At 72.4% G+C, this 24,338-nt stretch carries 24 protein-coding genes; 16 read left to right on the forward strand and 8 right to left on the reverse strand.

Going from position 1 to position 24,338, the window contains the following annotated elements:
- Nucleotides 1–140 precede the first annotated feature (140 nt).
- The 5 genes from AB0E14_RS26110 to AB0E14_RS26130 all read left to right on the forward strand — a co-directional run bounded on the left by AB0E14_RS26110 (nucleotide 141) and on the right by AB0E14_RS26130 (nucleotide 4,411).
- Nucleotides 141–1,673 (forward strand): NAD(P)/FAD-dependent oxidoreductase, encoded by a 1,533-nt coding sequence (locus AB0E14_RS26110; protein WP_362422814.1) that lies wholly within the window; start codon nucleotides 141–143, stop codon nucleotides 1,671–1,673.
- Nucleotides 1,670–2,602: an alpha/beta hydrolase gene (locus tag AB0E14_RS26115; RefSeq protein ID WP_362422817.1), complete on the forward strand. Its 933-nt coding sequence runs from the start codon at nucleotides 1,670–1,672 to the stop codon at nucleotides 2,600–2,602. The genes AB0E14_RS26110 and AB0E14_RS26115 overlap by 4 nt, the downstream gene beginning before the upstream one ends.
- A complete protein-coding gene (locus tag AB0E14_RS26120; protein ID WP_362422820.1) occupies nucleotides 2,599–3,480 on the forward strand; it encodes an SDR family oxidoreductase in 882 nt (293 codons plus the stop codon). Before AB0E14_RS26115 ends, AB0E14_RS26120 begins: the two co-directional genes overlap by 4 nt.
- 94 nt (nucleotides 3,481–3,574) lie before the next feature.
- Nucleotides 3,575–3,760, forward strand: coding sequence for a hypothetical protein (locus AB0E14_RS26125; RefSeq protein ID WP_362422823.1), 186 nt, complete (start codon nucleotides 3,575–3,577; stop codon nucleotides 3,758–3,760).
- Between the two features lie 132 nt (nucleotides 3,761–3,892).
- Nucleotides 3,893–4,411: a GNAT family N-acetyltransferase gene (locus AB0E14_RS26130; RefSeq protein WP_362422826.1), complete on the forward strand. Its 519-nt coding sequence runs from the start codon at nucleotides 3,893–3,895 to the stop codon at nucleotides 4,409–4,411.
- Here AB0E14_RS26130 and AB0E14_RS26135 read toward each other — a convergent pair.
- Nucleotides 4,354–7,641 carry a S41 family peptidase gene (locus AB0E14_RS26135; protein WP_362422829.1) on the reverse strand — a complete coding sequence of 1,096 codons (3,288 nt, stop codon included), beginning with the start codon at nucleotides 7,639–7,641 and terminating at the stop codon, nucleotides 4,354–4,356. The genes AB0E14_RS26130 and AB0E14_RS26135 overlap by 58 nt on opposite strands.
- A gap of 177 nt (nucleotides 7,642–7,818) precedes the next feature.
- Here AB0E14_RS26135 and AB0E14_RS26140 point away from each other — a divergent pair, with 177 nt between their 5' ends.
- The 3 genes from AB0E14_RS26140 to AB0E14_RS26150 all read left to right on the forward strand — a co-directional run bounded on the left by AB0E14_RS26140 (nucleotide 7,819) and on the right by AB0E14_RS26150 (nucleotide 11,321).
- Nucleotides 7,819–8,391, forward strand: a complete 573-nt coding sequence (locus tag AB0E14_RS26140; protein WP_362422832.1) for a TetR/AcrR family transcriptional regulator — start codon at nucleotides 7,819–7,821, stop codon at nucleotides 8,389–8,391.
- Nucleotides 8,392–8,500: 109 nt separating this feature from the next.
- Nucleotides 8,501–10,687: an MMPL family transporter gene (locus AB0E14_RS26145; protein WP_362422835.1), complete on the forward strand. Its 2,187-nt coding sequence runs from the start codon at nucleotides 8,501–8,503 to the stop codon at nucleotides 10,685–10,687.
- 250 nt (nucleotides 10,688–10,937) lie between these two features.
- Nucleotides 10,938–11,321, forward strand: coding sequence for a nuclear transport factor 2 family protein (locus AB0E14_RS26150; RefSeq protein ID WP_362422838.1), 384 nt, complete (start codon nucleotides 10,938–10,940; stop codon nucleotides 11,319–11,321).
- Between the two features lie 63 nt (nucleotides 11,322–11,384).
- Here the strand turns inward: AB0E14_RS26150 and AB0E14_RS26155 are convergent, their stop codons facing one another.
- On the reverse strand, nucleotides 11,385–11,744 hold the full coding sequence (locus AB0E14_RS26155; RefSeq protein ID WP_362422841.1) for an SsgA family sporulation/cell division regulator: 360 nt from the start codon (nucleotides 11,742–11,744) through the stop codon (nucleotides 11,385–11,387).
- 133 nt (nucleotides 11,745–11,877) lie between these two features.
- Here AB0E14_RS26155 and AB0E14_RS26160 point away from each other — a divergent pair, with 133 nt between their 5' ends.
- The 4 genes from AB0E14_RS26160 to AB0E14_RS26175 all read left to right on the forward strand — a co-directional run bounded on the left by AB0E14_RS26160 (nucleotide 11,878) and on the right by AB0E14_RS26175 (nucleotide 15,723).
- The gene (locus AB0E14_RS26160; protein ID WP_362422844.1) at nucleotides 11,878–12,909 is read left to right on the forward strand and encodes an energy-coupling factor ABC transporter permease; all 1,032 of its coding nucleotides are present in this window, start codon (nucleotides 11,878–11,880) and stop codon (nucleotides 12,907–12,909) included.
- 14 nt (nucleotides 12,910–12,923) lie between these two features.
- On the forward strand, nucleotides 12,924–13,688 hold the full coding sequence (gene cbiQ, locus AB0E14_RS26165; RefSeq protein ID WP_362422847.1) for a cobalt ECF transporter T component CbiQ: 765 nt from the start codon (nucleotides 12,924–12,926) through the stop codon (nucleotides 13,686–13,688).
- Nucleotides 13,685–14,434, forward strand: a complete 750-nt coding sequence (locus AB0E14_RS26170; protein ID WP_362422850.1) for an ABC transporter ATP-binding protein — start codon at nucleotides 13,685–13,687, stop codon at nucleotides 14,432–14,434. Before cbiQ ends, AB0E14_RS26170 begins: the two co-directional genes overlap by 4 nt.
- Nucleotides 14,435–14,547: 113 nt before the next feature.
- Nucleotides 14,548–15,723: a serine hydrolase domain-containing protein gene (locus AB0E14_RS26175; RefSeq protein ID WP_362422853.1), complete on the forward strand. Its 1,176-nt coding sequence runs from the start codon at nucleotides 14,548–14,550 to the stop codon at nucleotides 15,721–15,723.
- A 181-nt stretch (nucleotides 15,724–15,904) separates the two neighbouring features.
- On the opposite strand, the gene AB0E14_RS26180 is transcribed toward AB0E14_RS26175, so the two are convergent.
- Nucleotides 15,905–16,423, reverse strand: coding sequence for a cupin domain-containing protein (locus AB0E14_RS26180; protein WP_362422856.1), 519 nt, complete (start codon nucleotides 16,421–16,423; stop codon nucleotides 15,905–15,907).
- A 226-nt stretch (nucleotides 16,424–16,649) separates the two neighbouring features.
- Between AB0E14_RS26180 and AB0E14_RS26185 the strand changes: the two genes are divergently transcribed.
- A complete protein-coding gene (locus AB0E14_RS26185; protein ID WP_362422859.1) occupies nucleotides 16,650–17,165 on the forward strand; it encodes a DinB family protein in 516 nt (171 codons plus the stop codon).
- 56 nt (nucleotides 17,166–17,221) lie between these two features.
- Here AB0E14_RS26185 and AB0E14_RS26190 read toward each other — a convergent pair whose 3' ends face one another.
- Together AB0E14_RS26190 and AB0E14_RS26195 are read right to left on the reverse strand one after the other, a co-directional pair.
- Nucleotides 17,222–17,704: a GNAT family N-acetyltransferase gene (locus AB0E14_RS26190; protein WP_362422862.1), complete on the reverse strand. Its 483-nt coding sequence runs from the start codon at nucleotides 17,702–17,704 to the stop codon at nucleotides 17,222–17,224.
- A gap of 130 nt (nucleotides 17,705–17,834) precedes the next feature.
- On the reverse strand, nucleotides 17,835–18,566 hold the full coding sequence (locus AB0E14_RS26195; protein ID WP_362422865.1) for an alpha/beta hydrolase: 732 nt from the start codon (nucleotides 18,564–18,566) through the stop codon (nucleotides 17,835–17,837).
- A 179-nt stretch (nucleotides 18,567–18,745) separates the two neighbouring features.
- Here AB0E14_RS26195 and AB0E14_RS26200 point away from each other — a divergent pair, with 179 nt between their 5' ends.
- Both AB0E14_RS26200 and AB0E14_RS26205 read left to right on the forward strand, forming a co-directional pair.
- Complete coding sequence (locus tag AB0E14_RS26200) at nucleotides 18,746–19,504, forward strand: SDR family oxidoreductase (RefSeq protein ID WP_362422869.1); 759 nt, start codon at nucleotides 18,746–18,748, stop codon at nucleotides 19,502–19,504.
- 50 nt (nucleotides 19,505–19,554) lie between these two features.
- Nucleotides 19,555–20,127: a GNAT family N-acetyltransferase gene (locus tag AB0E14_RS26205; RefSeq protein WP_362422872.1), complete on the forward strand. Its 573-nt coding sequence runs from the start codon at nucleotides 19,555–19,557 to the stop codon at nucleotides 20,125–20,127.
- A gap of 9 nt (nucleotides 20,128–20,136) precedes the next feature.
- Here AB0E14_RS26205 and AB0E14_RS26210 read toward each other — a convergent pair whose 3' ends face one another.
- The 3 genes from AB0E14_RS26210 to AB0E14_RS26220 all read right to left on the reverse strand — a co-directional run bounded on the left by AB0E14_RS26210 (nucleotide 20,137) and on the right by AB0E14_RS26220 (nucleotide 23,178).
- Nucleotides 20,137–20,988: a DMT family transporter gene (locus AB0E14_RS26210; protein ID WP_362422875.1), complete on the reverse strand. Its 852-nt coding sequence runs from the start codon at nucleotides 20,986–20,988 to the stop codon at nucleotides 20,137–20,139.
- Complete coding sequence (locus AB0E14_RS26215; protein ID WP_362422878.1) at nucleotides 20,985–21,476, reverse strand: YbaK/EbsC family protein; 492 nt, start codon at nucleotides 21,474–21,476, stop codon at nucleotides 20,985–20,987. The genes AB0E14_RS26210 and AB0E14_RS26215 overlap by 4 nt, the downstream gene beginning before the upstream one ends.
- A gap of 64 nt (nucleotides 21,477–21,540) precedes the next feature.
- A complete protein-coding gene (locus tag AB0E14_RS26220; RefSeq protein WP_362422881.1) occupies nucleotides 21,541–23,178 on the reverse strand; it encodes a penicillin-binding transpeptidase domain-containing protein in 1,638 nt (545 codons plus the stop codon).
- A 272-nt stretch (nucleotides 23,179–23,450) separates the two neighbouring features.
- Here AB0E14_RS26220 and AB0E14_RS26225 point away from each other — a divergent pair, with 272 nt between their 5' ends.
- Nucleotides 23,451–24,269 carry a hypothetical protein gene (locus AB0E14_RS26225; protein WP_362422884.1) on the forward strand — a complete coding sequence of 273 codons (819 nt, stop codon included), beginning with the start codon at nucleotides 23,451–23,453 and terminating at the stop codon, nucleotides 24,267–24,269.
- Nucleotides 24,270–24,338: the final 69 nt, after the last annotated feature.

The raw sequence follows: 24,338 nt of genomic DNA on the forward strand, positions 1-24,338 counted from the left end.
CCACGCCCGCCAGCCTATGTTGTACCGCCGGTAACTTTCCCTTGCCGGACCCCTACCGCTCGGTATGCCGCTGCTCTACAGTCCCGATTGTGCCAGTGATCGCTGGCGTAATGGGCAGGGCCGGGCGCATGGGAGGCGGCATGGCGAAGCACGAGCACGTACGAGTGGCGGTGATCGGATCGGGGTTCGGCGGACTCGGGGCGGCCGTCCGGCTGCGCCGCGAGGGGATCACCGACTTCGTCGTCCTGGAGCGGGCCGACTCCGTCGGCGGCACCTGGCGCGACAACAGCTACCCGGGCTGCGCCTGCGACGTCCCGTCGCACCTGTACTCCTTCTCCTTCGCGCCCAACCCGGACTGGCCCCGCACCTTCTCGGGGCAGCGTCACATCCGCGCCTATCTCGAGCACGTCACCGACACCTTCCGGCTCCGCCCGCACCTGCGGCTGAACCACGAGGTGACCCTGATGCGCTGGGACGGCGACGAGCTGCGCTGGGAGATCGAGACCAGCCAGGGCTCCTTCACCGCCGACGTCATCGTCTCGGCCACCGGCCCGCTCTCCGACCCGAAGGTCCCCGACATCCCGGGGCTCGCCGACTTCCCCGGCAAGGTCTTCCACTCGGCGCGCTGGGACCACGACTACGACCTGACCGGCAAGCGCGTCGCCATGGTCGGCACCGGCGCCTCCGCGATCCAGATCGTGCCCGCGATCCAGCCGCAGGTCGGCCGGCTCACCCTCTTCCAGCGCACGCCCCCGTGGGTGATGCCCCGCATGGACCGCGCCATCACGGGCGCCGAGCGCTGGCTCCACCGCACGCTCCCCTTCACCGGCACCGCGCGCCGGGGCCTGCTCTGGGGCATCCGCGAACTCCAGGTGAGCGCCTTCACCAAGCGCCCCGGCGAGCTGGGCCTCGTCGAGTCGCTCGCCAAGGCCAACATGGCCAAGTCGATCAAGGACCCGGCGCTGCGGGCCAAGCTGACGCCCTCGTACCGCATCGGCTGCAAGCGCATCCTGCTCTCCAACGCCTACTACCCGGCGCTGGCGCAGCCCAATGTCGACGTCGTCGCGTCCGGCCTTCGCGAGGTGCGCGGCTCGACCGTCGTGGCCGCCGACGGGACGGAGACCGAGGTCGACGCGATCGTCTTCGGCACGGGGTTCCACGTCACCGACATGCCGATCGCCGACCGGGTGGTGGGCGCCGACGGCGTCGCGCTCTCCGAGGCCTGGAAGGGCGGGGTCCAGTCGCTGCGCGGCGCGACCGTCGACGGCTTCCCCAACTGGATGACGATCATCGGGCCCAACACGGGCCTCGGGAACTCCTCCATGATCCTGATGATCGAGTCCCAGCTGAACTACATGGCCGACTACCTCCGCCAGCTCGACGTCCTCGGAGGCCGCGCGGCCCTCGCCGCCCGGCCCTCCGCCGTCGGCGCCTGGAACCGCCGGGTGCAGGACCGGATGGAGCGGACCGTGTGGAAGTCGGGCGGCTGCGACAGCTGGTACCTCGACGCCGACGGCCGCAACACCACGCTGTGGCCGGGGACGACGAGCGAGTTCCGGCGCGAGACGCGACGGGTGGACCTCGCCGAGTACGAGGTGCTGAGGCCGACGGCGGCGGAGGAACGGCCGAAGCGGCCGGGCCGTACGCCCCGGAAGAAGGAGACGGTCAAGTGAGCCGGCTCTTCGGATCCCGTACGGGATCGCTCCCGCACCCGCAGGAGCTCATCGCCGTCTCCGCCGACGGCGCCCGCGTCCACGTCGAGGTGTACGGCCCCGAGGGCGCCCCGGCCGTGGTCCTGGCCCACGGCTGGACCTGCTCGATCGCCTTCTGGTCCGAGCAGATCCGCGACCTCGCCCGCGACCACCGGGTCATCGCCTACGACCAGCGCGGCCACGGCCTCACCCCCGCCCCCGCGGACCCGGCCGGCTACTCGACCCGGGCGCTCGCCGACGACCTGGAGGCGGTGCTCGCCGCGACCCTCGCCCCGGGCGAGCGCGCCGTGCTGGCCGGGCACTCCATGGGCGGCATGACGCTGATGGCGGCCGCCACCCGGCCCGCCTTCCGCGAGCACGCCGCCGCGGCCCTGCTCTGCTCCACGGGCCCGTCCCGGCTCGTCGCCGAGTCCCTCGTCCTGCCGCTGCCGGCGGGTGGCGTACGGACCCGGCTCACGAAGGCGATCCTCGGCGCGCGGGCGCCGCTCGGGCCGGTCAACGCCGTGTCCCGGAAGATCCTCAAGTACGCCACGATGGGCCCCGGTTCGGCTCCCGAGCGGGTCGACGCCTGCGCCCGGATCGTGCACGCCTGCCCGCGCCGCGCCCGGGTGGCCTGGTCCCACGTCCTCGGAGAGCTGGACCTCGAAGCGGGCGTACGGGAGTTGGAGCTGCCCGTGGCCGTGATCGCGGGCACGGCCGACCGGCTCACCCCGCCCGTCCACTCCCGGGGCCTGGCGGCGGCGCTGCCCCAGAGCGTGGGCCTGGAGGAGCTGGCGGGTATGGGTCACATGACGCCGGTGGAGGCGCCGGAGGCGGTGACCGCGCGGATACGCGCCCTCGTCACGACGTACCTGCCCGTGGAGCAGCAGAAGAAGGAGGAAGTGGCATGAGCAGGGTCAGCCTGGAGGGCCAGGTCGCGGTCGTCACCGGGGCGGCCCGTGGGGTCGGTGAACTCCTCGCCCGCAAACTCTCGGCGCGCGGCGCGAAACTCGCGCTCGTCGGCCTGGAGCCGGACGAGCTGAAGCAGGTCGCGGGCCGGCTGCACACCGAGGCGGACTGGTGGCACGCCGACGTCACCGACCACGAGGCGATGGCCCGGGTGGCCGCCGAGGTCAAGGAGCGCTTCGGGAAGGTCGACATCGTCGTGGCCAACGCGGGCGTCGCGGCGGGCGGCCCGTTCGTGGACTCCGACCCGGCCGCCTGGCGGCGGGTCATCGAGGTGAACCTGATCGGCGGGGCGGTGACGGGACGCGCGTTCCTGCCCGTCCTGATGGAGTCGCGCGGCTACTTCCTGCAGATCGCCTCGCTCGCCGCGATGACCCCGGCGCCGATGATGACGGCGTACTGCGCCTCCAAGTCGGGCGTCGAGGCCTTCGCGCACAGCCTGCGCGCCGAGGTCGGCTACAAGGGGGTGAAGGTCGGCGTCGGCTACCTCTCCTGGACCGACACGGACATGGTGCGGGGCGCGGACCAGGACGACGTGATGAAGGAGCTGCGGCAGCGGCTGCCCTGGCCGTCCAACCGCACGTACCCGCTGGGCCCGGCCGTGGACCGGATCGTGGCCGGCATCGAGCGGCGCTCCGCGCACGTCTACGCCCAGTGGTGGCTGCGCGGGATGCAGGCGTCGCGCGGCTATCTGCCGGGGATCATCGCCACGGTCGGGCAGCGCGAGATGAGGCGCTTCGAACCCCGTCTGGGCGGGGTCTCCAAGGGCCTCGTGGGCGCGGGCGGGGCGGCCGACGAGGCGGCGCGTACGGAGAGTGCCTGATCGAAATGCGCGGAATGTTCCGCCGTGCCACGCTGGTCGAGGCCCAGGGGCGAGACGCCCCGATCCCCTCACACCCGTCTAGGAGTGAACTTTCATGGGCATGAAGGACCAGTTCCAGGACAAGGCGAAGCAGGCCGCCGAGCAGGCGAAGCAGCGCATGGGCAACGCGCGGGACGAGGCGTCCGAGCGAGCCTCCCAGGCCAAGCGCCCCTCCGACGAGGAGCAGCGCCGGGCCCAGCAGGAGGCCCAGGACCGCTTCGACCAGGACTACGACGCCTGACGTCTGTCCGACGAGGACCGCTCAGGTCCTCCGAGAAGGCGCACCCGGGACGCCGGGTGCGCCTTTCGCGCGCGTACCGGGGGTGTCGCACATCACACGCCACGCGTCCGTCGTCCGCGTAGCGTGCGGATCATGCCCGAACTGCAGCTGCTCCGTGCCGACCACGCGCCCGCGCTCCTCTCCTTCGAGACGGAGAACCGGGCGTACTTCGCCGCCCATGTGCCCGACCGCGGGGACGCGTACTTCGAGGAGTTCGGAGACCGGCACCGGGCGCTGCTCGACGAGCAGGAGGCCGGCACGGTCCGGATGCACGTGCTGGTGGGGGACGGGGGCGAGGTCCTCGGCCGGTTCAACCTCGTCGACCTGGCCGACGGCGGCGCCGACCTCGGGTACCGGGTCGCCGAGAAGGCCACCCGCCGCGGGGTGGCCTCGTCCGGCGTACGGGAGCTGTGCCGGCTCGCCGTCGAGGAGTACGGCCTGAGCCGGCTGACCGCCGTCACCACCGTCGACAACACCGCCTCCCGCTCTGTCCTCACCCGCCTCGGGTTCGGCGCCGTCGGCAGCGTCACCCTCGACGGGAAGCCCGGAGTCGCCTACGAGCTGGACCTCGGCGGCAGCTTCGGCCGGGAGCGGTCCGGCACGTCGGCGTAGCCCGGCGGGTTCGCGGCGGGGGTCTCGGCGAGGAGCGAGAGCGCCACCTCGACGGCGTCGTCCAGCTGGGCGTGCCGGCCCTCGGCCCAGTCCAGCGGGGTGCGCAGGATCGCCAGGTCCGGTTCCACGCCCTGGTTCTCGACGGACCAGCCGTACTCGGGGAACCAGGCGGCGTTCATCGGCACCGTGATCTGCGTGCCGTCGCCGAGCCGGTGGCGGCCGGTCATGCCGACCACCCCGCCCCAGGTGCGTTGGCCCACCACCGGGCCGAGGCCGAGGATTTTGAAGGCGGCCGTGATCATGTCGCCGTCCGACGAGGTCGCCTCGTCGGCGAGGGCCACGACCGGGCCGCGTGGGGCGTTCGAGGCGTAACTGACCGGCTGGGCGTTCCTCGTCAGGTCCCAGCCCAGGATCTTGCGGGTCAGCTTCTCCACGACCAGTTCGCTGATGTGCCCGCCCGCGTTGCCGCGCACGTCCACGATCAGGGCCGGCCGGGAGACCTCCATCCGCAGGTCCCGGTTGAACTGGGCCCAGCCGGAGCCGCCCATGTCGGGGATGTGCAGATACCCGCACTTGCCGCCGCTGACCTCCCGTACCACCGCCCGCCGTTTGGCCACCCAGTCCTGGTAGCGCAGCGGCCGCTCGTCGACCAGCGGCACGATCGCGACCCGGCGGGCGCGCCCCTGGCCCTCCGCGGGCTGGAAGGTCAACTCGACCGTCGTGCCGCCCGAGGCGGCCAGCAGCGGATACGGGCCGGTCACCGGGTCCACCGGGCGGCCGTCCACATGGGTGAGGACCGCGCCCTCCCGGATGCCGGTGCCCGCGAGCGGCGAGCGGGCCTTGGAGTCGGAGGAGTCGCCGGGCAGGATCCGCTTGACCATCCAACCGCCCTCCCGGTGCACGAGGTTGACGCCGAGCAGCCCCATCGCCCGCTGGTAGTGCGGGGGTCCCTCGTTGCGCCGCGCGGGGGTCACGTACGCGTGCGAGGTGCCCAGCTCGCCCATGACCTCCCGCAGCAGGTCGGCGAAGTCGTCGGGGGTCGCGACCCGTTCGACGAGCGGGCGGTACTGGTCGAGGACGGCCGGCCAGTCCACGCCGCACATGTCGGGGTCCCAGAAGTAGGAGGCGACGATCCGGCCCGCCTCCTCGTACGCGCCGCGCCACTCCGCCTCGGGGTCGACCTCGTGCATGATCCGCCGCAGGTCGATGTAGACGGTCGAGTCGCCGTCCCCGGACTCCGTCGACGGCACCGCCCGCAGCTCGCCCTCGTCGGCGACGACGAGCCGCGATCCGTCCCCGCTGACCGCGAACCAGTCCAGGTGCTGCACCAGTTCGGTCTTGCGGGCCTTGGTGATGTTGAAGTACTCCAGGGTCGGCCGGCCCGTCATGTCGGCCGGGTTGGCGAAGGTCTCGCCGAGCGCACCGGAGATCGGCCAGCGCAGCCAGACCAGTCCTCCGCCGCTGACCGGGTGCAGCGCCGAGTACTTGGAGGCGGACACCGGGAACGGGGTGACCCGGTCCGCGAGCCCCTCCACCTCCACGATCGTCATGCCCTCCGCGGCGACGACCGCGCCGCCCTCGGGCTCCGTCTCCGCCGGGTCCATGCCGCCCGCAGCCGGCCGTCCGTCGGGCAGCAGCGCGAAGGGGGACGGGGTCGCGGAGGAGAGCGGTACGAGATAGGGGCGGCAGCCCAGCGGGAAGGACAGGTCGCCGGTGTGCACGTCGTACACCGGGTCGAAGCCGCGCCAGGAGAGGAAGGCGAGGTAGCGGCCGTCGCGGGTGAAGACCGGGTTCTCGTCCTCGAAGCGGCCGTTGGTGACGTCCACGATCGTCCGGGGACCCGGCCCGCCGATCCGGGCCATCTTGATCTGCCGCAGGGAGCGGCCGATGCCCGGGTGCGCCCAGGTCAGCCAGGTCCCGTCGGGGGAGAAGGCCAGGTCGCGGACCGGCCCGTTGATGGACCGGATCAGCTCGGTCGCCTCTCCGTCGGAGTCCTCGGTCGCGTCGATGAGCAGCAGCCGGCCGTCGTGGGAGGCGATGGCGAGCCGTTCGCCGTCCGGGTCGGCGATCATCTCCTCGACCCGGCCCAGTTCGCCGCTCGCGAGCCGGCGCGGTTCGCGGTCGCCGCTGGCGCGCGGCAGATACGCGACCTCGATGGCGTCCTCGCCCTCCGCGTCGGTGACGTAGGCGACCTGGCCGCCGCTGCCCAGCATCTCCGGCAGCCGGACCCGTACCCCCGGCGTGTCCGTGATGGTGCGGGCCGGGCCGTCGCGGTGGGTGAGCCAGTACAGGCTGCCGCGCACGGAGACCGCGCTGGCCCGCCCGGTGTCGTCGACCGAGAGCGCGTCCACGTGGTTGGCCGCCGGGACCTGGTAGGGCCGCCGTCCTGCGCGCGGGCCGCCGAGCCGTACCTCCAGCTTGCGCGGCACGGCGTCGGGGACGGTCAGGTCGTCGACGATCCACAGGTCGCCCGCGCACTGGTAGACCACCCGCCGCCCGTCGCTGGAGGCGTGCCGGGCGTAGAAGGCGTCGTGGTCGGTGTGGCGGCGCAGGTCGGTGCCGTCGGGCAGGCAGGAGTAGAGGTTGCCGACGCCCTCGTGGTCGGAGAGGAACGCGATCCGGCCGGCCACGAACATCGGCGCGTCGAGATGGCCGCCGATGTCCGGCACCAGCTGATCCCCGTGCAGCCAGAGCCGGCCGGTGGCGCCGCCGCGGTAGCGCTTCCAGGAGGCAGGCTCGTGCGGGGGCTTCCCGGTGAGCAGGAGCGTGCGGCGCTCGCCCGCCAGGTCGGCCACCGCGATGTCCGACACCGGCCCCCAGGGCATCCGGCCGCCGGGGGACCCGTCGGTGGGGACGGTGTAGGCCCAGGAGTAGTACGAGAACGGCTGGCCGTGCGAGGAGACCGCGAGGATGTCGCCCTCCGGTGACCAGGAGCAGACCCGGGTGTCGGTGGAGCCCCAGTAGGTGAGCCGTCGCGAGGGGCCGCCCTCGACCGGCGCGAGATGGATCTCGGGGTCGAGGCTGCGCCAGGTCGTGTACGCGATGTGGCGGCCGTCGGGCGAGAAGCGGGGGTGGCCGACCCGGGTCCGGTCGACGGTCACCCGCCAGGCCCGGCCGGGGTGGTGGCCCTCGGGCACGAGGGGCGCGACCCAGAGGTCGTCCTCGGCCGCGAAGCACAGCAGCTCGTCGTGGAGGTGCGGGAAGCGGAGGTACGCGGCGTCTTCACTCACCTCCTCATGCTTTCCGCGGGGAGGGGGTGCGGCAACTCGTACGGGTGTGTGGGCGGGGCCCTTCAGGACCGGGGCCGGCCCTGTGGCCCAGGACACGTACGAAACGGTTTCGTTTCGCTGACGCCTCGGGTATCTTCGAACTGTACGAAACCGTTTCGTTCGAATGGGAGGCCGGTCATGGCTCGCAGTAGGCTCACACCAGAGCGTGAGTCGGAGCTGTACGGAGCCGTGCTGGAACTCCTGCGCGAGGTCGGTTACGACGCCCTCACCATGGACGCCGTCGCCGCCCGCACCCACTCCAGCAAGGCCACCCTCTACCGCCAGTGGGGGAGCAAGCCGGAGCTGGTCGCCAAGGCCATGCGCCACAACAAGCCCATCAAGCTCACCGAGATCGACACGGGCACCTTGCGTGGCGACTTCCAGGCGATCATGGCGCTGACCGACGACTGCCAGATGGAGAAGGACACCGCGCTGATGCGGGGTCTCGCCCAGGCGGTCCACACCAACCCCGATCTGCACCAGGCACTGCGCGAACTGCTCATCGAACCCGAGATGAGCAACCTGCGCGAAACCCTGGACCGAGCGGTGGCGCGGGGAGAGATCAGCGCCGACAACCCGGCGCTGAAGTACGTCCCGCACATGATCATCGGGGCGTTCGTCGCTCGTCCGCTGATCGACGATCAGCCGATCGACCACGCCTTCGTCATCGACTACGTCAACGCCGTGGTGCTCCCCTCACTCGGCGTCTGACCTCCCCGCAGCACCACCCGCACCATCCGCACCACCTGACGTCGAACCGCTCACGCCGTCGGGCCGGCTCCCCATGCCCTGTCCCACCACGAAATGGGAGTACGCCCCCGTGGCCACGTTCCTCTACAAGCTGGGTCGCTCCGCCTTCCGGCGCCGACGGCTCGTCGCCCTCCTGTGGGTGGCGCTTCTCGCCGTCGCCGGGGTCGGCGCGGCCACCGCGCCCGCCGCGACCTCCTCGTCCTTCTCGATCCCCGGCACGGAGGCCCAGAAGGCCTTCGACCTCCTCGAGCAGCGCTTCCCCGGCGGCAACGCCGACGGGGGCACCGCCCGGGTCGTGTTCAAGGCCCCCGAGGGCCAGAAGATGACCGACCCGGCCAACAAGGCCAAGGTCCAGGACGTGGTCGCCGAGCTGAAGGCCGGTTCCGACCAGGTCGCCCAGGTCACCGACCCGTACACCGCGCAGGCGGTCTCCAAGGACGGTTCGACCGCCTACGTCTCCGTCAGCTACAAGGTCTCCGGCATGGAGCTGAGCGACGCGACGCGCGAGGCCCTGCAGAAGACCGGGCACGACGCGCAGGGGAAGGGGCTCACCGTCGAGATCGGCGGTGACGCGCTCCAGACCATGCCCGAGACCGGCGCGGGCGAGATCGTCGGCGTGGTCATCGCCGGCATCGTGCTCGTCATCACCTTCGGCTCGCTGGTCGCCGCCGGACTCCCGCTGCTGACCGCGATCATCGGCGTCGGCATCGGCGTCTCCACGATCACGGCACTCGCCAACGTCCTCGACCTCGGCTCCACCACCTCGACCCTCGCGATGATGATCGGCCTCGCGGTCGGCATCGACTACGCCCTCTTCATCGTCTCCCGCTACCGCGCCGAGCTGGCCGAGGGCCGGGAGCGCGAGGAGGCCGCGGGCCGCGCGGTCGGCACGGCCGGTTCGGCCGTCGTCTTCGCCGGTCTGACCGTCGTCATCGCCCTGGTGGGCCTGGCCGTCGTCAACATCCCGATGCTGACGAAGATGGGCTTCGCAGCCGCCGGCACGGTCGTGATCGCGGTCCTGATCGCGCTGACCCTGATCCCGGCCCTGCTCGGCTTCGCGGGCTCCAGGGTGCTGGGCCGCAAGGACCGCAAGGCGGGCGACGGCCCGAAGAAGGCGGGCGACAAGGGCGAGAAGCCCAACATGGGCACGCGCTGGGCCCGGTTCGTCATCCGCCGCCCGGTCATGGTCCTGCTCGTCGGTGTCCTCGGCCTCGGCGCCATCGCGGTGCCGGCCGCCTCGCTGGAGATGGGTCTGCCGGACGACGGCGCCAAGCCCGTCTCCGCCACCGAGCGGCGCGCGTACGACATGCTCTCGGACGGCTTCGGCCCCGGCTTCAACGGCCCGCTGATGGTCGTCGTCGACGGCGACAAGGCCACCGCCGACGCCACCATGGAGACGATCAAGGGCCTGGACGGCGCCGCGGCGGTCATGCCGCCGATGCCGAACAAGGCCGGCGACACCGCGATGATCACCGTGATCCCGAAGGACCGCCCGTCCTCGGTGGCGACCGAGGATCTTGTCCACGACATCCGGGGCGCGACCGGCGACAACGTCCTGGTCAGCGGTCAGACGGCGATGAACATCGACTTCTCGCAGAAGATGAACGACGCGCTCGTGCCGTACCTGGCACTGGTGGTCGGGCTCGCCTTCCTGCTGCTGATGGTCGTGTTCCGCTCGATCCTGGTCCCGCTGAAGGCGGCCCTCGGCTTCCTGCTCTCGGTGGTCGCCGCCCTCGGCGCGGTCGTCGCGGTCTTCCAGTGGGGCTGGCTCGGCTCGCTGTTCGGCGTCGAGCAGACCGGCCCGATCATGTCGATGATGCCGATCTTCATGGTGGGTGTCGTCTTCGGTCTGGCCATGGACTACGAGGTCTTCCTCGTCACCCGGATGCGCGAGGCGTACGTCCACGGGGAGCGCCCCGGCGAGGCGATCGTGACCGGCTTCCGGCACAGCGCCCGGGTGGTCACCGCCGCCGCCGTGATCATGATCGCGGTCTTCTCCGGCTTCATCGGCATGACCGACCAGATGATCAAGATGATCGGCTTCGGTCTCGCGGTGGCCGTCCTCTTCGACGCCTTCGTGGTCCGCATGGCCATCGTCCCCGCGGTGCTCGCACTGCTCGGCCACAAGGCGTGGTGGCTGCCGAAGTGGCTGGACCGGGCGCTGCCGAACGTGGACGTGGAGGGCGAGGGTCTGGCCGCGGAGAAGGACGCGGACGGGCCGCCGGCCGGCCAGGACCGTGAGCTGGTGAAGGTCTGACCTGCTCCTGAGAACTCCGGGGCGACCGCGTGAGCGGCGCGGTACGCCCCGGACCCGCGGGGCCGGCTCCTTTGAGCGGAGGAGCGCCTTGGCCCCGGATCGCGCCGGAACCTGTGGGGACGGGAAGCCGACGCGGCCCCGCGCCGCCTCCGTGTCGTACGCGACGCGGGGGCGGCGCGGGTGCGTTCCGGGGCGCCCGGCTCCGAAACGCGCTTGCGCCCGCGCGGGTCGGCCGGGGCAGGATGCCCGGATGAACAGGGACAGCGAAAGCATCGTGGCCGAGGTCGTCGAGCGGGAGTTGCTGCTCCTGAGTCCGGCCGTCCGGTCGTCCGTGGAGCTGTCGGGGCGACTCCTCGACCCGGAGTTCGCGGAAGTGGGCGCCTCGGGGCGCAGGTGGGACCGCGCGTCGATGCTCGCGTCGCTGCCGACCATGCAGGGCGCGGACGAGGACGGCCCGCAGTACGTGCCGAGCGGGATGACCGGCACCGTCCTGGCGCCGGGGATCGTGCACCTGACGTTCGAGACCGTCGTCGACGGCAGGCGGGCCCGGCGGAGTTCGATCTGGCGGAAGCGGGACGAGGCGTCGGGGTGGCGGATGTACTACCACCAGGCCACGCCGGTGCCGGAGGAGTGACCGACGGGACCCGGGGCCAGGGCTGCTTCAGGTGCCGTTTCAGGGGCCTTTTCGAGGGCTGCCTCAGGGGCTGATCGACGCCGTCACGGCGTACGTGTGCTTGAGGAAGCGGAGCAGGGCCGTGGTGTCGAACTGGACGACCGCCACTCCGTCGTCCGTGTGGAACTCCACCACGGTCTGCACCCGCCCGCAGGGCCAGACGCCTATGTCGCCGCGGCGCGTGGGGGCGCGCAGGCCCGTTTCGAGGAGGGCTCGGGGGAAGGACCACTCGATGTTGCCGGGGAAGACGAAGCGGACGGTGGCAGGGGTGAAGTCGGGGTCGTAGCGCAGCGCGACCGGGACGGGGCGGGAGAGGGGTGCGTCGCTGATGATCCGGCCTTTGGCGTGATCCTCGACCTCATGGTCGTCCGCGGTGGGGGACATGGAGCCACTCCTCACACTCGTCTTATTTATCCCCTAATGTCCCATATTTTGGGGCGCGCGCGTGGCGAGCGCTGCCTTTCTGTGATCTGTGCGCTCTTGCAAGTGCTTTGCAGCAGCGCTCATCATTCGGGACGTGCATGTACCTGACGGATTCATCAACGCCCCCGTATCGGTCGCCGCCGGTGTCGTCGCCGCCGGCGCCGTCGCCGTCAGCCTGCGCGGAGCGCGCAGAGAACTGGACGAGAGGGCCGCGCCGCTGGCCGGGCTCGTCGCCGCGTTCGTCTTCGCCGTGCAGATGCTGAACTTCCCCGTAGCCGCCGGCACCAGCGGCCATCTACTCGGCGGCGCCCTGGCAGCCATCCTGGTGGGGCCGTACACCGGCGTCCTCGTGATCGCCGTCGTGCTGCTGATGCAGGGCATCCTCTTCGCGGACGGCGGGCTCACCGCCCTCGGCGTGAACATCACCGTCATGGGTGTGGTCACGGTCGTCGTCGCCTACGCGCTCTTCCGCGGCCTCGTCCTGATCCTGCCCCGCACCCGCCGCTCGGTGACCGTGGCCTCCTTCGCCGCCGCGCTGGTCTCCGTGCCGGCCGCGGCCGCCGCCTTCACCCTCGTGTACGCGATCGGCGGCACCACCGACGTACCGCTGGGCAAGGTGCTCACCGCGATGGTCGGCGTGCACACCCTGATCGGCATCGGCGAGGCCGCCATCACCATGCTGACCGTCGGCGCGGTCATCGCCGTCCGCCCCGACCTCGTGTACGGCGCCCGTGGCCTGACCGCCCCGCTCAAGCTGCGGGTCAACGGCGAACTGGTCGACGCGGAGCCCGCCACCGAAGCGGCTCCCGCGGCGGGCTCCCCGAAGAAGGTCTGGATCGGCGGCCTGGTCGCCGCCCTCGTCCTGGCCGGCTTCGTCTCCTTCTACGCCTCCGCCAGCCCCGACGGCCTGGAGAAGGTCGCCGCAGACCAGGGCATCGACGAGAAGGTCGAGGAGCACGCGGCGGCCGGCTCCCCGCTCGCCGACTACGGCGTCAAGGGCATCGACGCGGCCCGCCTCTCCGGCGGTCTCGCGGGCGTGATCGGCGTCGGCGCGACCCTCGCCGTCGGCTCCGGCGCCTTCTGGGCCGTACGCCGCCGCAGGCAGACCGACGGCGCCCAGGTCTGACCGGCACCGACGACATGGGTGCGGGACACGCGCACAAGCTGTACCGGCGGGGCGACTCGCCGGTCCACGGGCTGCCCCCGCACACCAAGCTCGCCGCCGTCCTCGCCTTCGTGGTGGTCGTGGTCTCCACGCCCCGCGAGGCGGTCTGGGCCTTCGGCGGCTACGCCCTGCTCCTCGCGCTCGTCGCGGCGAAGGCCCGCATCCCGGCCGGCTTCCTGCTGCGCCGCCTGCTGATCGAGATCCCCTTCGTCGCCTTCGCGGTCCTCATGCCCTTCGTGGTGCCGGGCGAGCGGACCGAGGTCCTCGGGATCTCCCTCTCCGTCCCCGGCCTCTGGGGCGCCTGGAACGTCCTCGCCAAGGGCACCCTCGGCGTCGCCGCCTCCGTGCTCCTCGCCGCCACCACCGAACTGCGCGAACTGCTCCTCGGCCTCCAGCGGCTGAAGCTCCCGCCGCTCCTCGTCCAGATCGCCTCCTTCATGATCCGGTACGGCGATGTGATCACGGACGAGATGCGCCGGATGTCGATCGCCCGCCGCTCCCGCGGCTTCGAGGCCCGGGGCGTCCGGCACTGGGGCGTCCTCGCCAAGTCCGCCGGCGCGCTCTTCATCCGCTCGTACGAGCGCGGCGAACGTGTCCACCTGGCGATGGTCAGCCGGGGGTACACGGGCTCGATGCCCGTCATCGACGAGGTGAGGGCGACCCGGTCCCAGTGGGTCCTGGCCGCCTCGCTCCCGTTCACCGCACTCCTGATCTGCCTCCTGGGATGGACCCTCCGATGACGACCCCCGCCCCCTCGCTGGAAGTCCGCGGCCTCGCCTACGCCTACCCCGACGGCCACCAGGCCCTCTTCGGCGTCGACCTGACCGTCGGACGCGGCGAGCGGGTCGCGCTCCTGGGCCCCAACGGCGCCGGCAAGACCACCCTCGTCCTCCACCTCAACGGGATCCTCACCGGCGGCGCGGGCACGGTCGCCGTCGCCGGGCTGCCGGTGGAGAAGCGGAACCTGGCCGAGATCCGGCGCCGGGTCGGGATCGTCTTCCAGGACCCGGACGACCAGCTGTTCATGCCGACCGTCCGCGAGGACGTCGCCTTCGGCCCGGCGGCGGCCGGGCTGCGCGGCGCCGAGCTGGAAGCCGTGGTGACGAAGGCGCTCGCGCGGGTCGGCATGGCCCCGTACGCGGACCGGCCGCCGCACCACCTGTCGTTCGGGCAGCGGCGACGGGTGGCGGTCGCGACCGTCCTCGCGATGGAGCCGGAGATCCTCGTCCTGGACGAACCCTCCTCCAACCTGGACCCGGCCTCGCGCCGCGAGCTCGCGGACGTGCTGCGCTCGCTCGACGTGACCGTCCTGATGGTCACCCACGACCTCCCGTACGCGGCGGAGCTGTGCCCGCGCTCGGTGATCCTCAGCGAGGGCGTCATCGCGGGCGACGGGCCCACGGCGGACGTCCTCGCCGACGAGGAGCTGATGGCGCGCAACCGTCTTGAGCTCCCGTACGGCTTCGTGCCGAAAGCGACGGCCTGACCGTCCCCGACCCCTTCCCCGACGCCTTCCCCGACCCTCCCCCACCCCGGAATCGGAGCCTTCGGGCCGACGTTGCACCATGGGGGCAGGCGAGTGGGAAGGAGCGTGGGGACGTGGACGTCCGGGGCACGGTGAAGGCGGGGTTCGAGCCGGTCAGGGACGCGTTCCTGCGCAACTTCGAGCAGCGGGGCGAGCGCGGCGCGGCGGTCGCCGTCTACCGCGACGGGGTCAAGGTCGTCGACCTGTGGGCCGGGACGCGCGATGTCGACGGCCAGGAGCCCTGGGCCGTGGACACCGCGCAGGTCGTCCGCTCGGCGACCAAGGGCGTCGCCGCCGCCGTGCCGCTGCTGCTCCACCAGCGCGGCCAGCTCGACCTGGACGCTCCGGTCGGCACGTACTGGCCCGAGTTCAAGGCGGCCGGCAAGGAGCGGGTGAGCGTACGGCAGCTGCTGGCGCACCAGGCCGGGGTGCCGGTCCTGGACCGTCCGCTGACCCTCGCGGAGGCCGTCGACCCGCAGACCGCCCAGGCGGCGATCGCCGCGCAGGCCCCCGTCTGGGCCCCGGGGACCGCCCACGGCTACCACGCGCACACCTTCAGCTGGCTGCTCTCCGGCCTCGTCCACCGGGTCACCGGCCGCACGATCGGGCGCTGGGTCGCCGAGGAGATCGCCCGCCCGCTCGGCCTCGACCTCTGGATAGGTCTGCCGGCCGACGAGGCGCACCGCGTCGGCCGCCTCGGCCCGGTCGAGGAGGTCGAGCCGGCGGACAGCGGCGCGCTCAGGCTCCGCCCCAAGCGCGCGGTCACCGAGGCCTACCGCGACCCGGAGTCGCTCACGCGCCGCGCGTTCGGCGTGATCGACCCCAAGCCGGACGAGAACGACCCGGTCTACCGTGCCGCCGAACTCCCCGGCTCGGGCGGCGTCTCCACGGCCCGCGCACTCGCCCGCTTCTACGCCTCGACCCTCGGCCCGGTCGACGGCGGCCCCCGCCTCTTCGCCCCGGCGACGCTCACCCTGGCCCGCACGGTGGAGTCCGCGGGCCCCGACCGCGTCCTGATGGTCGGCACCCGCTTCGGCCTGGGCCACATGCTGCACGGCCCGGCGTCCCCGCTCCTCGGCCCCACCTCCTTCGGCCACCCCGGCCGCGGCGGCTCCCTGGCCTTCGCGGACCCGGAGTCCTCGATCGCCTTCGGGTACGTCACGAACGGCATGCGCAAGACGGTGACGGCGGACCCGCGGGCCCAGGCGCTGGTACGGGCGGTCGGGGCGAGCCTGGCCGCGGGCGCGTGAACGACCCGGGCCGCAGGCCCGTCGTGGCGGGCGCGTGAAAGCCCCGGCCCGCGGGGCGGGCACCGGGGGCGCGTGTGCGGGCCCCCCCCCCCCCCCCCCCGGCCCCCCCCCCCCCCCCCCCCCCCCCCCCACCGCCCGCCCCCAGCCGGCTCCTCGGCCCCTCCGGCCCCTCCGCCTCCGCTCAGGCCTCCCCGTCCTCGAAGTCCTCGACGAAGTAGCTGTCGTGCCGGACGCGGAACCGCTTGAGCTCCTCGGGCCCGCGCCGCGCGACCTCCGCGACCTGCTCGAAGTACTCCTCGCGCGGGGCGCCGGGGGAGAAGAGCATGAGCATCGACATGGGCTCGTCGGTCACGTTCTTGAAGCCGTGCAGCCCGCCGACCGGCACGTAGAGGAAGTCGCCCTCGCGGCCCGTGACCCACTTGTCGCCGTCGTAGAGCTCCAGTTCACCGGAGAGGATGTAGAAGGACTCCGACATGGCCTTGTGGAAGTGCGGCTTGGCCCCGGCGGCGCGGGCGGCCAGGTCGACCTTGTAGAAGCCGTATTCGCCACCGGTCGAGGTGTTCGTGGCGAGGTAGTGGGTGGAGCCGCCGGGCGAGGAGATGTCGGCGGGAGTGCTCGCGGGCCGGAAGACGGCGTTCACCTCCCCCTTGTCTCCGGGGTAGCGCGGCTCCGGGTAGACGAGGTCTTCGGGGTAGGACATGTGCGCTCCTTCGGCAGGATCGTTTCGGTCTGCGCTGCCATGCTGTCGCGCGGGCACGGGAGGCCGCATCGGCCGCCGGAACGATCTTGTACGTACGGAGACGGAGGCCCGACGACCTAGGCGCACAGGGCCCGTCGGAGGCCCGTCCCAAGCGCGTCGCAGGCGAGACGGGGCGCGGCGGCAAATCCGCTCGACACCCACCCCGGGCTCCTGCACACTTCCCGCGATGACTCGACGAACCGATACGCCTCCCACCTGGGACGAGCGCACGCAGCTGAACACCTTCCTCGACTACGCCCGTGACACGGCCCGCGCCAAGTGCGAGGGCGTGTCGCCGGAGGACGCCCGCCGGTCCCCGCTCCCCGACTCGCCGCTGATGACCCTGTGCGGGCTGATCAGCCACCTGCGCTGGGTCGAGCACTGGTGGGTGCACGTCGTCTTCCTCGGCCAGGAGGACGGAGGCCCGCTCGCCGAGGCGACGGAGGAGGACCCCGACCCCGAGATGCGGACGGCGGTCGACGTCCCGCTGCCCCAACTCCTCGCCGAGTACGAGGAGCAGAGCGCCCGCTACCGCGAACTCCTCGCCGACCACGACCTGGACGCGAAGGCCAAGCGTCCGATCCGCGACGGCCGGTACGTGGACCTCCGCTGGGTGTACCTGCACCTCATCGAGGAGACCTCCCGCCACAACGGGCACCTGGACGTCGTCCGCGAACTCCTCGACGGCCGGACGGGCGTGTAGCCGAGCGCGGGCAGGGCGGGCGGCCGGCCGGAGCGCGCCGCCCGCCCGCCCCCGCGTCAGGCCGCCCGTGCCACGGTCAGGGCCGCCACGATCTCCTCGTCCTCCCGGTCGCCGGTGGGCGCGAAGCCGAGGGAGGCGTAGAGACGGGCCGCGTGCGTGTTGTCCGGGTGGTAAGAGAGGCGGATCTCCCGGCACTCCGGAAGGGCCGAGAGGCGCTCGATCATGGCCCGCACGGCGGCGTGGCCGACGCCCTTCCCCTGCTCGGCGGCGTCGACGATCATGCCGCCGATCCAGTGGGAGGCGTCCTCGTCGTCGAAGGCCCACATCACGTGCCCCACGATCTCCTCGCCGGCCCGGACCCCGAGGGAGTTCCAGACCCCACCGCGCGCGGAGAGCAGCAGATAGCGGGCCCCGAGAGCGGCCACGAACCGACGCTGGTCGTCGGCCGGGGCCACGTCCGCGACGGCGCGCCAGTTGTCGTCGGTGATCTCCTCCAGCGCCACGGCTCGGTTCTGGCGGTCGGTGAATTCCTGCGTCATCGTTCGCGTGTTCCTGTTCGTTCGACTGCTCGGTGTGGTGTGTCCAGGGCGGAATCAGGCCGGACGTCATGGCGCGGACCTCATCGCGAGGATGCCGTCGCTCGCCGCCGTGGATTCCGTAAGGGATGTCTCAGCGCAGGTGCCGGGCGAAGAACCGTACGGCACTGTCCAGTTCGAAGCCGGGGATCTCCCCGTGCAGGCCGGGATGGGCGTGCAGCGACTTCTCGGCGGAGCCCAGCGCGTCGAAGAGGGCCAGGCTCTGGTCCCGGGGCACGCGTTCGTCGTCCCACTGGACGAGGAACTCGACGGGGACGGTGATCCGCGCGGCGTCCTCGGCGGTGGCGAGCGCCCCGCCGAGACCCAGGACCGCCGCACGGACCCGGGGTTCGGCGGCGACGAACGGCACGCCGAGCCCGCAGCCCAGCGACACGCCCCAGTACCCGACGGGCCCCGCCCCCACGTGCGCGACACCCTGGACGGCATCGACGACGGCCCGCCACTCGGGCACGGTCCGACGGGCCACGAGGGCCTGGAAGTCGGCGATCAGCGGGGCCAGTTCCTCGCCGGCCTCCACCCGCGCCTGGTTCTCGGCCACGATCCGGTCGAACTCCTCGACCTTCGGCCGGTCGCCATGGGCCGGCACGTCGACCGCGACCACGGCGAACCCGCACTCCACGACGAACCGCCGTGCCCGGACCAGTACCCCGGGCGCCTTCTTGTGCTGTCCGCCGCCGTGCCCCATGACGATCAACGGCCGTGCGCCGACGGCGCCTTCGGGTGTCCACAGGACACCGGGGATCTCGCCGAGCAGGAAAAGTCGTTCACGGACGCCGTCGGCCGACGTCTCGGAGAGGAAGCGCATAGCGTTCCAGCCTTTCGGAATGCCTACTTCGGGCACTCCCCGGCCATGCGGAGGAGGGAGTCCCGATCTGTCGAAGCGTTGATCGGTCTCACCTCCTTCGTCGCATGGTCACGCACGGCGACGGCAACGTATCACGGGGGAGGCTGGTGCGTTCGGTGGCGGCGGTGTGAGATCGGGGCATGGACAGGTTTCAGGGGTATGCGGCGCTCGTCACCGGTGGGGCGCAGGGGATCGGGGCCGCGGTCGTGCGGCGCCTTCGCTGGGAAGGGGCGCGGGTCGTCGTCGCCGATGTCGACGAGGAAGCCGCGCGGAAGACCTTCGACGGGGTGGGCGGGGTGCGGGTCGTGCGGTGCGACGTGGGGGACGCCGACTCGGTGGCGGCGGCCGTCGCGTTCGCGCGTGACGCGTTCGGACGGCTCGACGTGCTCGTCAACAACGCCTTCGCGCCCGATCTCGCGGAGGACACCGAGGGGGAGTGGCGGGAGCAGTGGGACGTGACCCTCATGGGGGCCGTCCGGTGCGCGCGGGCCGCCATGCCGCTGCTCGCCGCGGCCGGCGGACGAGGGGCGGTCGTCAACATCGGGTCGGTCAACTCCGAGGCGTACTTCGGCAACCACGCCTACAGCGCCGCCAAGGCGGGGCTCGCCTCCTTCACCCGTACTCTCGCCGGCGAGGCCGCGCCGCACGGCGTGCGGGTCAACCAGGTCACGCCCGGGACCATCGCCACGCGCGGCTGGCAGGACCGGCAGGAGCAACTGACCGCGCTCGCCGAGCGCGTGTATCCGCTCGGCCGGGTCGGCACCCCCGACGACATCGCGGGCGCCGTCGCCTTCCTCGCCTCGGCGGACGCCGCCTGGGTCACGGGCACCACGCTTCGGGTGGACGGCGGGCTGCTGGCCGTCAACACGCACTTCGGCGAGGTGCTCGGGGAGTTCTGACGGGCGCTTGTCGGCGTCGCGGCGAGCGCGGGTCGTGGCAGGCTGGGGCCATGACCATCGATGTGCGGCCGGCCTCGGTCTTCGCGGACGTGCGGGCCGTGCTCGGCCCGAAGTCGCCGGACGCCAATGTCTGCTGGTGCCTGAGCTACCGCGTCCCGTCCAAGCTCAACAACGAGCTGCGCGGGCCGGAGCGCGGCGCCTATGTCGCCGAGCTGTGCCGGGGCGCGACGCCCCCGGGAGTGCTGGCCTACGACGGCGACGAGCCCGTCGGCTGGGCCGCCGTCGCGCCCCGCGCCGACACCTCCTTCGCGCGCAGCCGGAAGATCCCGTACGTCGACGACCTGCCGGTCTGGTCGCTGTGGTGCGTCCGGGTCCGTCCCGGCCACCGCAAGCAGGGGATCTCACACGCCCTCATCACCGGCGCCGTCGAGTTCGCCCGCGCCCAGGGCGCCCCGGCGATCGAGGCGTACCCGCTCGACAACGGGGACGCGAAGGTCGATCTGACCATGGCGTACGCCGGGCTGCGGAAGAACTTCGAACGGGCCGGGTTCGTCCATGCCGCCGACACCACCTCCGTGCTCGCCGGCCACCCCCGCGTCCTGATGCGGCTCGACCTGCGCTGAAGGCCGAGCTCAGGCCGTCGTCAGCATCAGACCGATGCCGACCACCATCAGCCCCGCCGCCGCGATCCTCGGTCCGCCGAAGCGTTCCCTGAAGAACAGTGCCCCGATCGCGGCCCCGACGATGATCGACGACTCGCGCAGCGCCGCGATCGGCGCGAGCGCCGCCCGGGTCTGGGCCCACAGGACGAGTCCGTACGCGGCGACCGACAGGGCCGCCCCGAGCACTCCCCGGGCGGCGTACGGGCGGAGCTGGGACGGCAGGGCCCCGCGCCGGGTCCACAGGGCGTACGCCGGGATGGCCACGCCCTCCAGGAGCATCAGCCAGGCGATGTACCCGAGCGGAGTGCCGGAGGCGCGGACCCCGACGCCGTCGACGACCGTGTAGCCCGCGATGGCCAGGCCCGTGGCCCCGGCCGCGAGCAGCGCCGCCCAGTCGGGGCGGCGGCCCGAGCCCCGGATGCCCCACAGGGCCAGGCCGGTCAGGCCGGCGCAGGCGACCGCGACTCCGGCGAGCTGCGGGCCGCTGGGGATCTCGTCGACGAAGACCGCAGCGAGGAAGGTCACCGCCAGCGGGGCAGTACCGCGCGCGATCGGATACATCTGCCCGAAGTCGCCCAGCGTGAACGACCGCATCAGCAGCATCATGTACGCCACGTGCAGCACGGCGGAGGCGGCGAGGTACGGCCACGCCCCGGCCGCCGGCAGCGGTACGAAGAGGGCGGCGACGCCGCCGATCAGCGCGCCGCCGCCGGATATGAGGGTGAAGGACAGCAGCTGGTCGCGGATGGTGTGGGCCATCGCGTTCCAGGAGGCGTGGGTCACGGCGGCCAGCAGCACCGCCGCGACGACCAGCGGGGTCACGCGGTCCGCTCGCGGACGTCCACGAGCGCGCCGCCCGCGTGGGCGATCAGCGACTTCGGGTCGAGGGCGAACACGGTGTGCGGGTTGCCGGCGGCGGCCCAGACCACGGCGTGGTCGAGCAGCCCCCGGTCGGCCAGGACCCGGGTCCGGGTGCGGTGGCCGAAGGGCGGGACGCCCCCGATCGCGTACCCGGTCGTCTCCCGGACGACCTTCGCGTCGACCCGCGTCACGGCCTCGGCGCCCAGCTCGGCCCGCACCCGCTCCACGTCGACCCGCGACGCACCGTCCATCAGCACGAGCACCGGAACCCCGTCCGCCGCGAAGACCAGCGACTTGACGATCTCGGCCACCTCGCAGCCGATGGCCTCGGCGGCCTGGAGGGCCGTGCGGGTCTCGTCGGGGAAGCGGCGCATCTCGACGTCGGCGAGACCGAGGTCCCGGAGTGCGGCGGCGAACTGGGGGTGCGCGAGGGATTCGGGTGAGCTCATGGCCCGCACGCTAGCGTTCGGTGTACGGGCCACGCGACTGTATTCACGCCGGAAGAAGCGGGCCTCACTTCGCCCGGAGCACGCTCGCCACGACCTTCCCCGCCGCGTCTCCGCCGTGCCCGCCGGACTGGACGACGGCAGCCGCCGCGAGGTCGTCGGAGTAGCCGGTGAACCAGCTGTTGGAGGTGGTCTGGCCGTCGACCTCGGCCGACCCCGTCTTCGCGCCCTTGTCCTGCCCGCCGACCGAGGCCATCGCCCCGGCGGCGGTTCCTTCGCCGGTCGCAGCCGCCCGCATCATCGCGCGCAGCTGGCTCGATACCGAGGGCGACAGGGAGCGTGAGGCCTCGGCGAAGGTCCGCCCGTCGAGGTCCTTCGACACCAGGAAGGGCTGCTTGAACGTGCCGTACTTCGCGGTGGCGGTGACCGAGGCGATGTTGAGCACGTTCATCTGGACCGTGCCCTGTCCGATGTACTGCTCCGCCGCCGCGCCCTGCGTCTCCTCGGGGACGGACCCGTCGACCGAGACGATGCCGGTCTTCCAGTCGAGGCCGATGCCGAAGACGTCCCGGGCCTCCTTGGCGAGCGCGGAGTCGTCGTCGACGTCGTCGATCAGCTTGACGAAGGCGGTGTTGCAGGAGCGGGCGAAGCTCCGCTTGAAGGGGACGGTGCCGAGCGAGAAGTCCTTGAGGTTGCTGATCGTGCGGGTGTAGTAGCGGGCGGTCGGCGGACACTCCGTGGGTCCGTTCGCGGTCACGAGCCCCTTCTCCAGGAGCAGCGCCGCGGTGACGATCTTCCACGTGGAGCCGGGGGCCTGCTTGCCCTCGAACGCCGCGTTGAAGCCGGCCGCGGGGGCGTTGGCGACGGCGCGCACCTCGCCGGTGGACGGCTTGACCGCCACCACCGACCCCTCCCCGTACTGCTGCACGGCCCGCTCGGCGGCGGCCTGCGTCTGGGCGTCGATGGTCGTCTCGAGCCGCCCGGGCTTGCCCTTGACGTGGGTGGCGAGCGTGGTGACCGGTCCGCCTTCCGTACCGGACTCGATCCAGGTCTCCACCCCCGGCTGCCCGCCGACCTTCGCCCCGTACTTCTCGCGGAGCTGGGCCAGGATCGGGCCGAGGGAGGGGTACTTCTCCGCCGTCAGCTCGACGCCCTTGCGGTCGACCGCCTTGATCTCGCCGGTCTTGGCCGGCCCGGTGCGCAGGGTCGCGCCCTCGGTGAGCTTGGGGTGGATGACGGCCGGCTTCCAGTCGACCAGGGCCCGCCCGGTGGAGATCCCGCGGACGACGGTCAGCTCGGAGGTGTACGTCCAGGGCTTCGACTGGCCCTCGTACGTCACGGTCGCCTTCACCGTGAACGGCACCTTCGGCCCGACGGGCGTGCCGGGGACGATCTCGGCCGCGGAGACCTTCGCGCCCACCGCGAAGTCGGCCACGACCGGCGCGGCCTCGACCGGGTTGTTGGTCGACTGCCCGGCCTTCTCGGGCTCTCCGGCCGCCCACGCGGCGAGGAACTCCGCGGCGGTGTTGGTGATCTCGTCCGCGGTGACGGGACCGCTCCGCTTCTCCTCGGACTTCGCGGCGGAGACACCACCACCGGCACCCCCGCTGATGCCCTGCCAGAGGTTGTACCCCCCGTAGGCGACCCCGCCCGCCACGACGACGAAGACCCCGCCGACGATCGCAACTTTCACCCCACTGCGCATCCCTGTGGTTCCCCTCCCCAGAAGCCCCAGCAGTCTCAGGTTGCTCAGTCAAGCATCCAGTGCGGACGTTGTCACGGGCGGTTGTCGAGTGTGTGTTCGGGGTGAGGGAGGGTGCGACGGATTCCGCGTCGGGCGTCGCCGCTCGCACGGGTGAAGGTCTTGAACCGAATCGGCGCACCCGGGTGATGCGGCTCCTTCAAGGGGTCATATCCGCTTGGCATGTGCCAAACGGCACGGGCACCCGTACCAGCACCAGCACCAGGGAGTACCAAGTGAAGTGGATCAAGATTCCCCTGATGGCCGCGGTGGCCGCCCTGCCCCTCACCGCGGGGACGGCCGACGCCGCGATCGGCGCTCCCGCGCCCGGGTCCAGGGCCGCGGCGCCCGCGGACCACGTCGGGAGTCAGGGTGGTGACGTCGTCGTCCCGGCGGGGCAGACCAGAACGGCCTTCGTGCCCTGCCCAGCCGACCGCCAACCGAGCGGAGGCGGCGCCGTCAGGTCGGGCACGGGGCTCTTCATGACCGGCTCCACGCCCCGTGGCAACGGGTGGGAGGTCAAGTTCAGCAACGCCTCGGGCGTCGAGCGGCGCGGGGCGGCCTACGTCATCTGCGCCACCGGGTCCCACACCCGCCTGGCCGACTCCCCCCTCACGGTCGACCCCCACCAGCAGAGCGTCAGCAGCTTCCTCAGCTGCCCCACCAACCAGTCGCCCACCGGCGGAGGATGGGAGACGTCGGGCACGGACGTCGTCGGCCTGCGGTTCACCGGGGGGACCCGCTCGTACCACGCCGTGGTGTTCAACAACTCGAACACCACACAGAGCTTCAACGCGGTCGTCCTGTGCTCGACGATCGTCCATGAGCCGCGCCTCGGCAGCCAGATCACCGTCCAGCCCGGCGCCGAGGGGGTCGCGACCGCCCACTGCGACCCCGGCCAAGTGGCCAGCGGCGGCGGCTCCTTCCCCAGCGGCCAGGCCTTCATCGGCGCCTCGCGTCCACTCCCCGACGGCAGGGGATGGCAGATCACCGCCGAGAACCGCACCGGCACGGCCCAGAAGGTCACCGCGGAAGCGACCTGCACGGCGGCCTGAACGAACAAGGAGGAGCACCCGACCCCCGGGCGCTCCTCCTCAGCGGCCCCCTGACCGCGTACGGCTCGC

The organism is Streptomyces sp. NPDC047981 (assembly GCF_040653315.1).
In the GTDB taxonomy this organism is placed as follows: Bacteria; Actinomycetota; Actinomycetes; order Streptomycetales; family Streptomycetaceae; genus Streptomyces.

What these genes read in the sequence shown, in the direction of transcription:
- AB0E14_RS26120 (WP_362422820.1), top strand. Translation starts at nt 2,599, where the DNA reads ATGAGCAGGGTCAGCCTGGAGGGCCAGGTCGCGGTCGTCACCGGGGCG.
- AB0E14_RS26155 (WP_362422841.1), bottom strand. Translation starts at nt 11,744, where the DNA reads ATGTCCCCCACCGCGGACGACCATGAGGTCGAGGATCACGCCAAAGGC.
- AB0E14_RS26170 (WP_362422850.1), top strand. Translation starts at nt 13,685, where the DNA reads ATGACGACCCCCGCCCCCTCGCTGGAAGTCCGCGGCCTCGCCTACGCC.
- AB0E14_RS26195 (WP_362422865.1), bottom strand. Translation starts at nt 18,566, where the DNA reads ATGCGCTTCCTCTCCGAGACGTCGGCCGACGGCGTCCGTGAACGACTT.
- AB0E14_RS26205 (WP_362422872.1), top strand. Translation starts at nt 19,555, where the DNA reads ATGACCATCGATGTGCGGCCGGCCTCGGTCTTCGCGGACGTGCGGGCC.
- AB0E14_RS26180 (WP_362422856.1), bottom strand. Translation starts at nt 16,423, where the DNA reads ATGTCCTACCCCGAAGACCTCGTCTACCCGGAGCCGCGCTACCCCGGA.
- AB0E14_RS26220 (WP_362422881.1), bottom strand. Translation starts at nt 23,178, where the DNA reads ATGCGCAGTGGGGTGAAAGTTGCGATCGTCGGCGGGGTCTTCGTCGTC.
- AB0E14_RS26150 (WP_362422838.1), top strand. Translation starts at nt 10,938, where the DNA reads ATGAACAGGGACAGCGAAAGCATCGTGGCCGAGGTCGTCGAGCGGGAG.
- AB0E14_RS26200 (WP_362422869.1), top strand. Translation starts at nt 18,746, where the DNA reads ATGGACAGGTTTCAGGGGTATGCGGCGCTCGTCACCGGTGGGGCGCAG.
- AB0E14_RS26185 (WP_362422859.1), top strand. Translation starts at nt 16,650, where the DNA reads ATGACTCGACGAACCGATACGCCTCCCACCTGGGACGAGCGCACGCAG.
- AB0E14_RS26110 (WP_362422814.1), top strand. Translation starts at nt 141, where the DNA reads ATGGCGAAGCACGAGCACGTACGAGTGGCGGTGATCGGATCGGGGTTC.
- AB0E14_RS26130 (WP_362422826.1), top strand. Translation starts at nt 3,893, where the DNA reads ATGCCCGAACTGCAGCTGCTCCGTGCCGACCACGCGCCCGCGCTCCTC.
- cbiQ (WP_362422847.1), top strand. Translation starts at nt 12,924, where the DNA reads ATGGGTGCGGGACACGCGCACAAGCTGTACCGGCGGGGCGACTCGCCG.
- AB0E14_RS26140 (WP_362422832.1), top strand. Translation starts at nt 7,819, where the DNA reads ATGGCTCGCAGTAGGCTCACACCAGAGCGTGAGTCGGAGCTGTACGGA.
- AB0E14_RS26190 (WP_362422862.1), bottom strand. Translation starts at nt 17,704, where the DNA reads ATGACGCAGGAATTCACCGACCGCCAGAACCGAGCCGTGGCGCTGGAG.
- AB0E14_RS26125 (WP_362422823.1), top strand. Translation starts at nt 3,575, where the DNA reads ATGGGCATGAAGGACCAGTTCCAGGACAAGGCGAAGCAGGCCGCCGAG.
- AB0E14_RS26215 (WP_362422878.1), bottom strand. Translation starts at nt 21,476, where the DNA reads ATGAGCTCACCCGAATCCCTCGCGCACCCCCAGTTCGCCGCCGCACTC.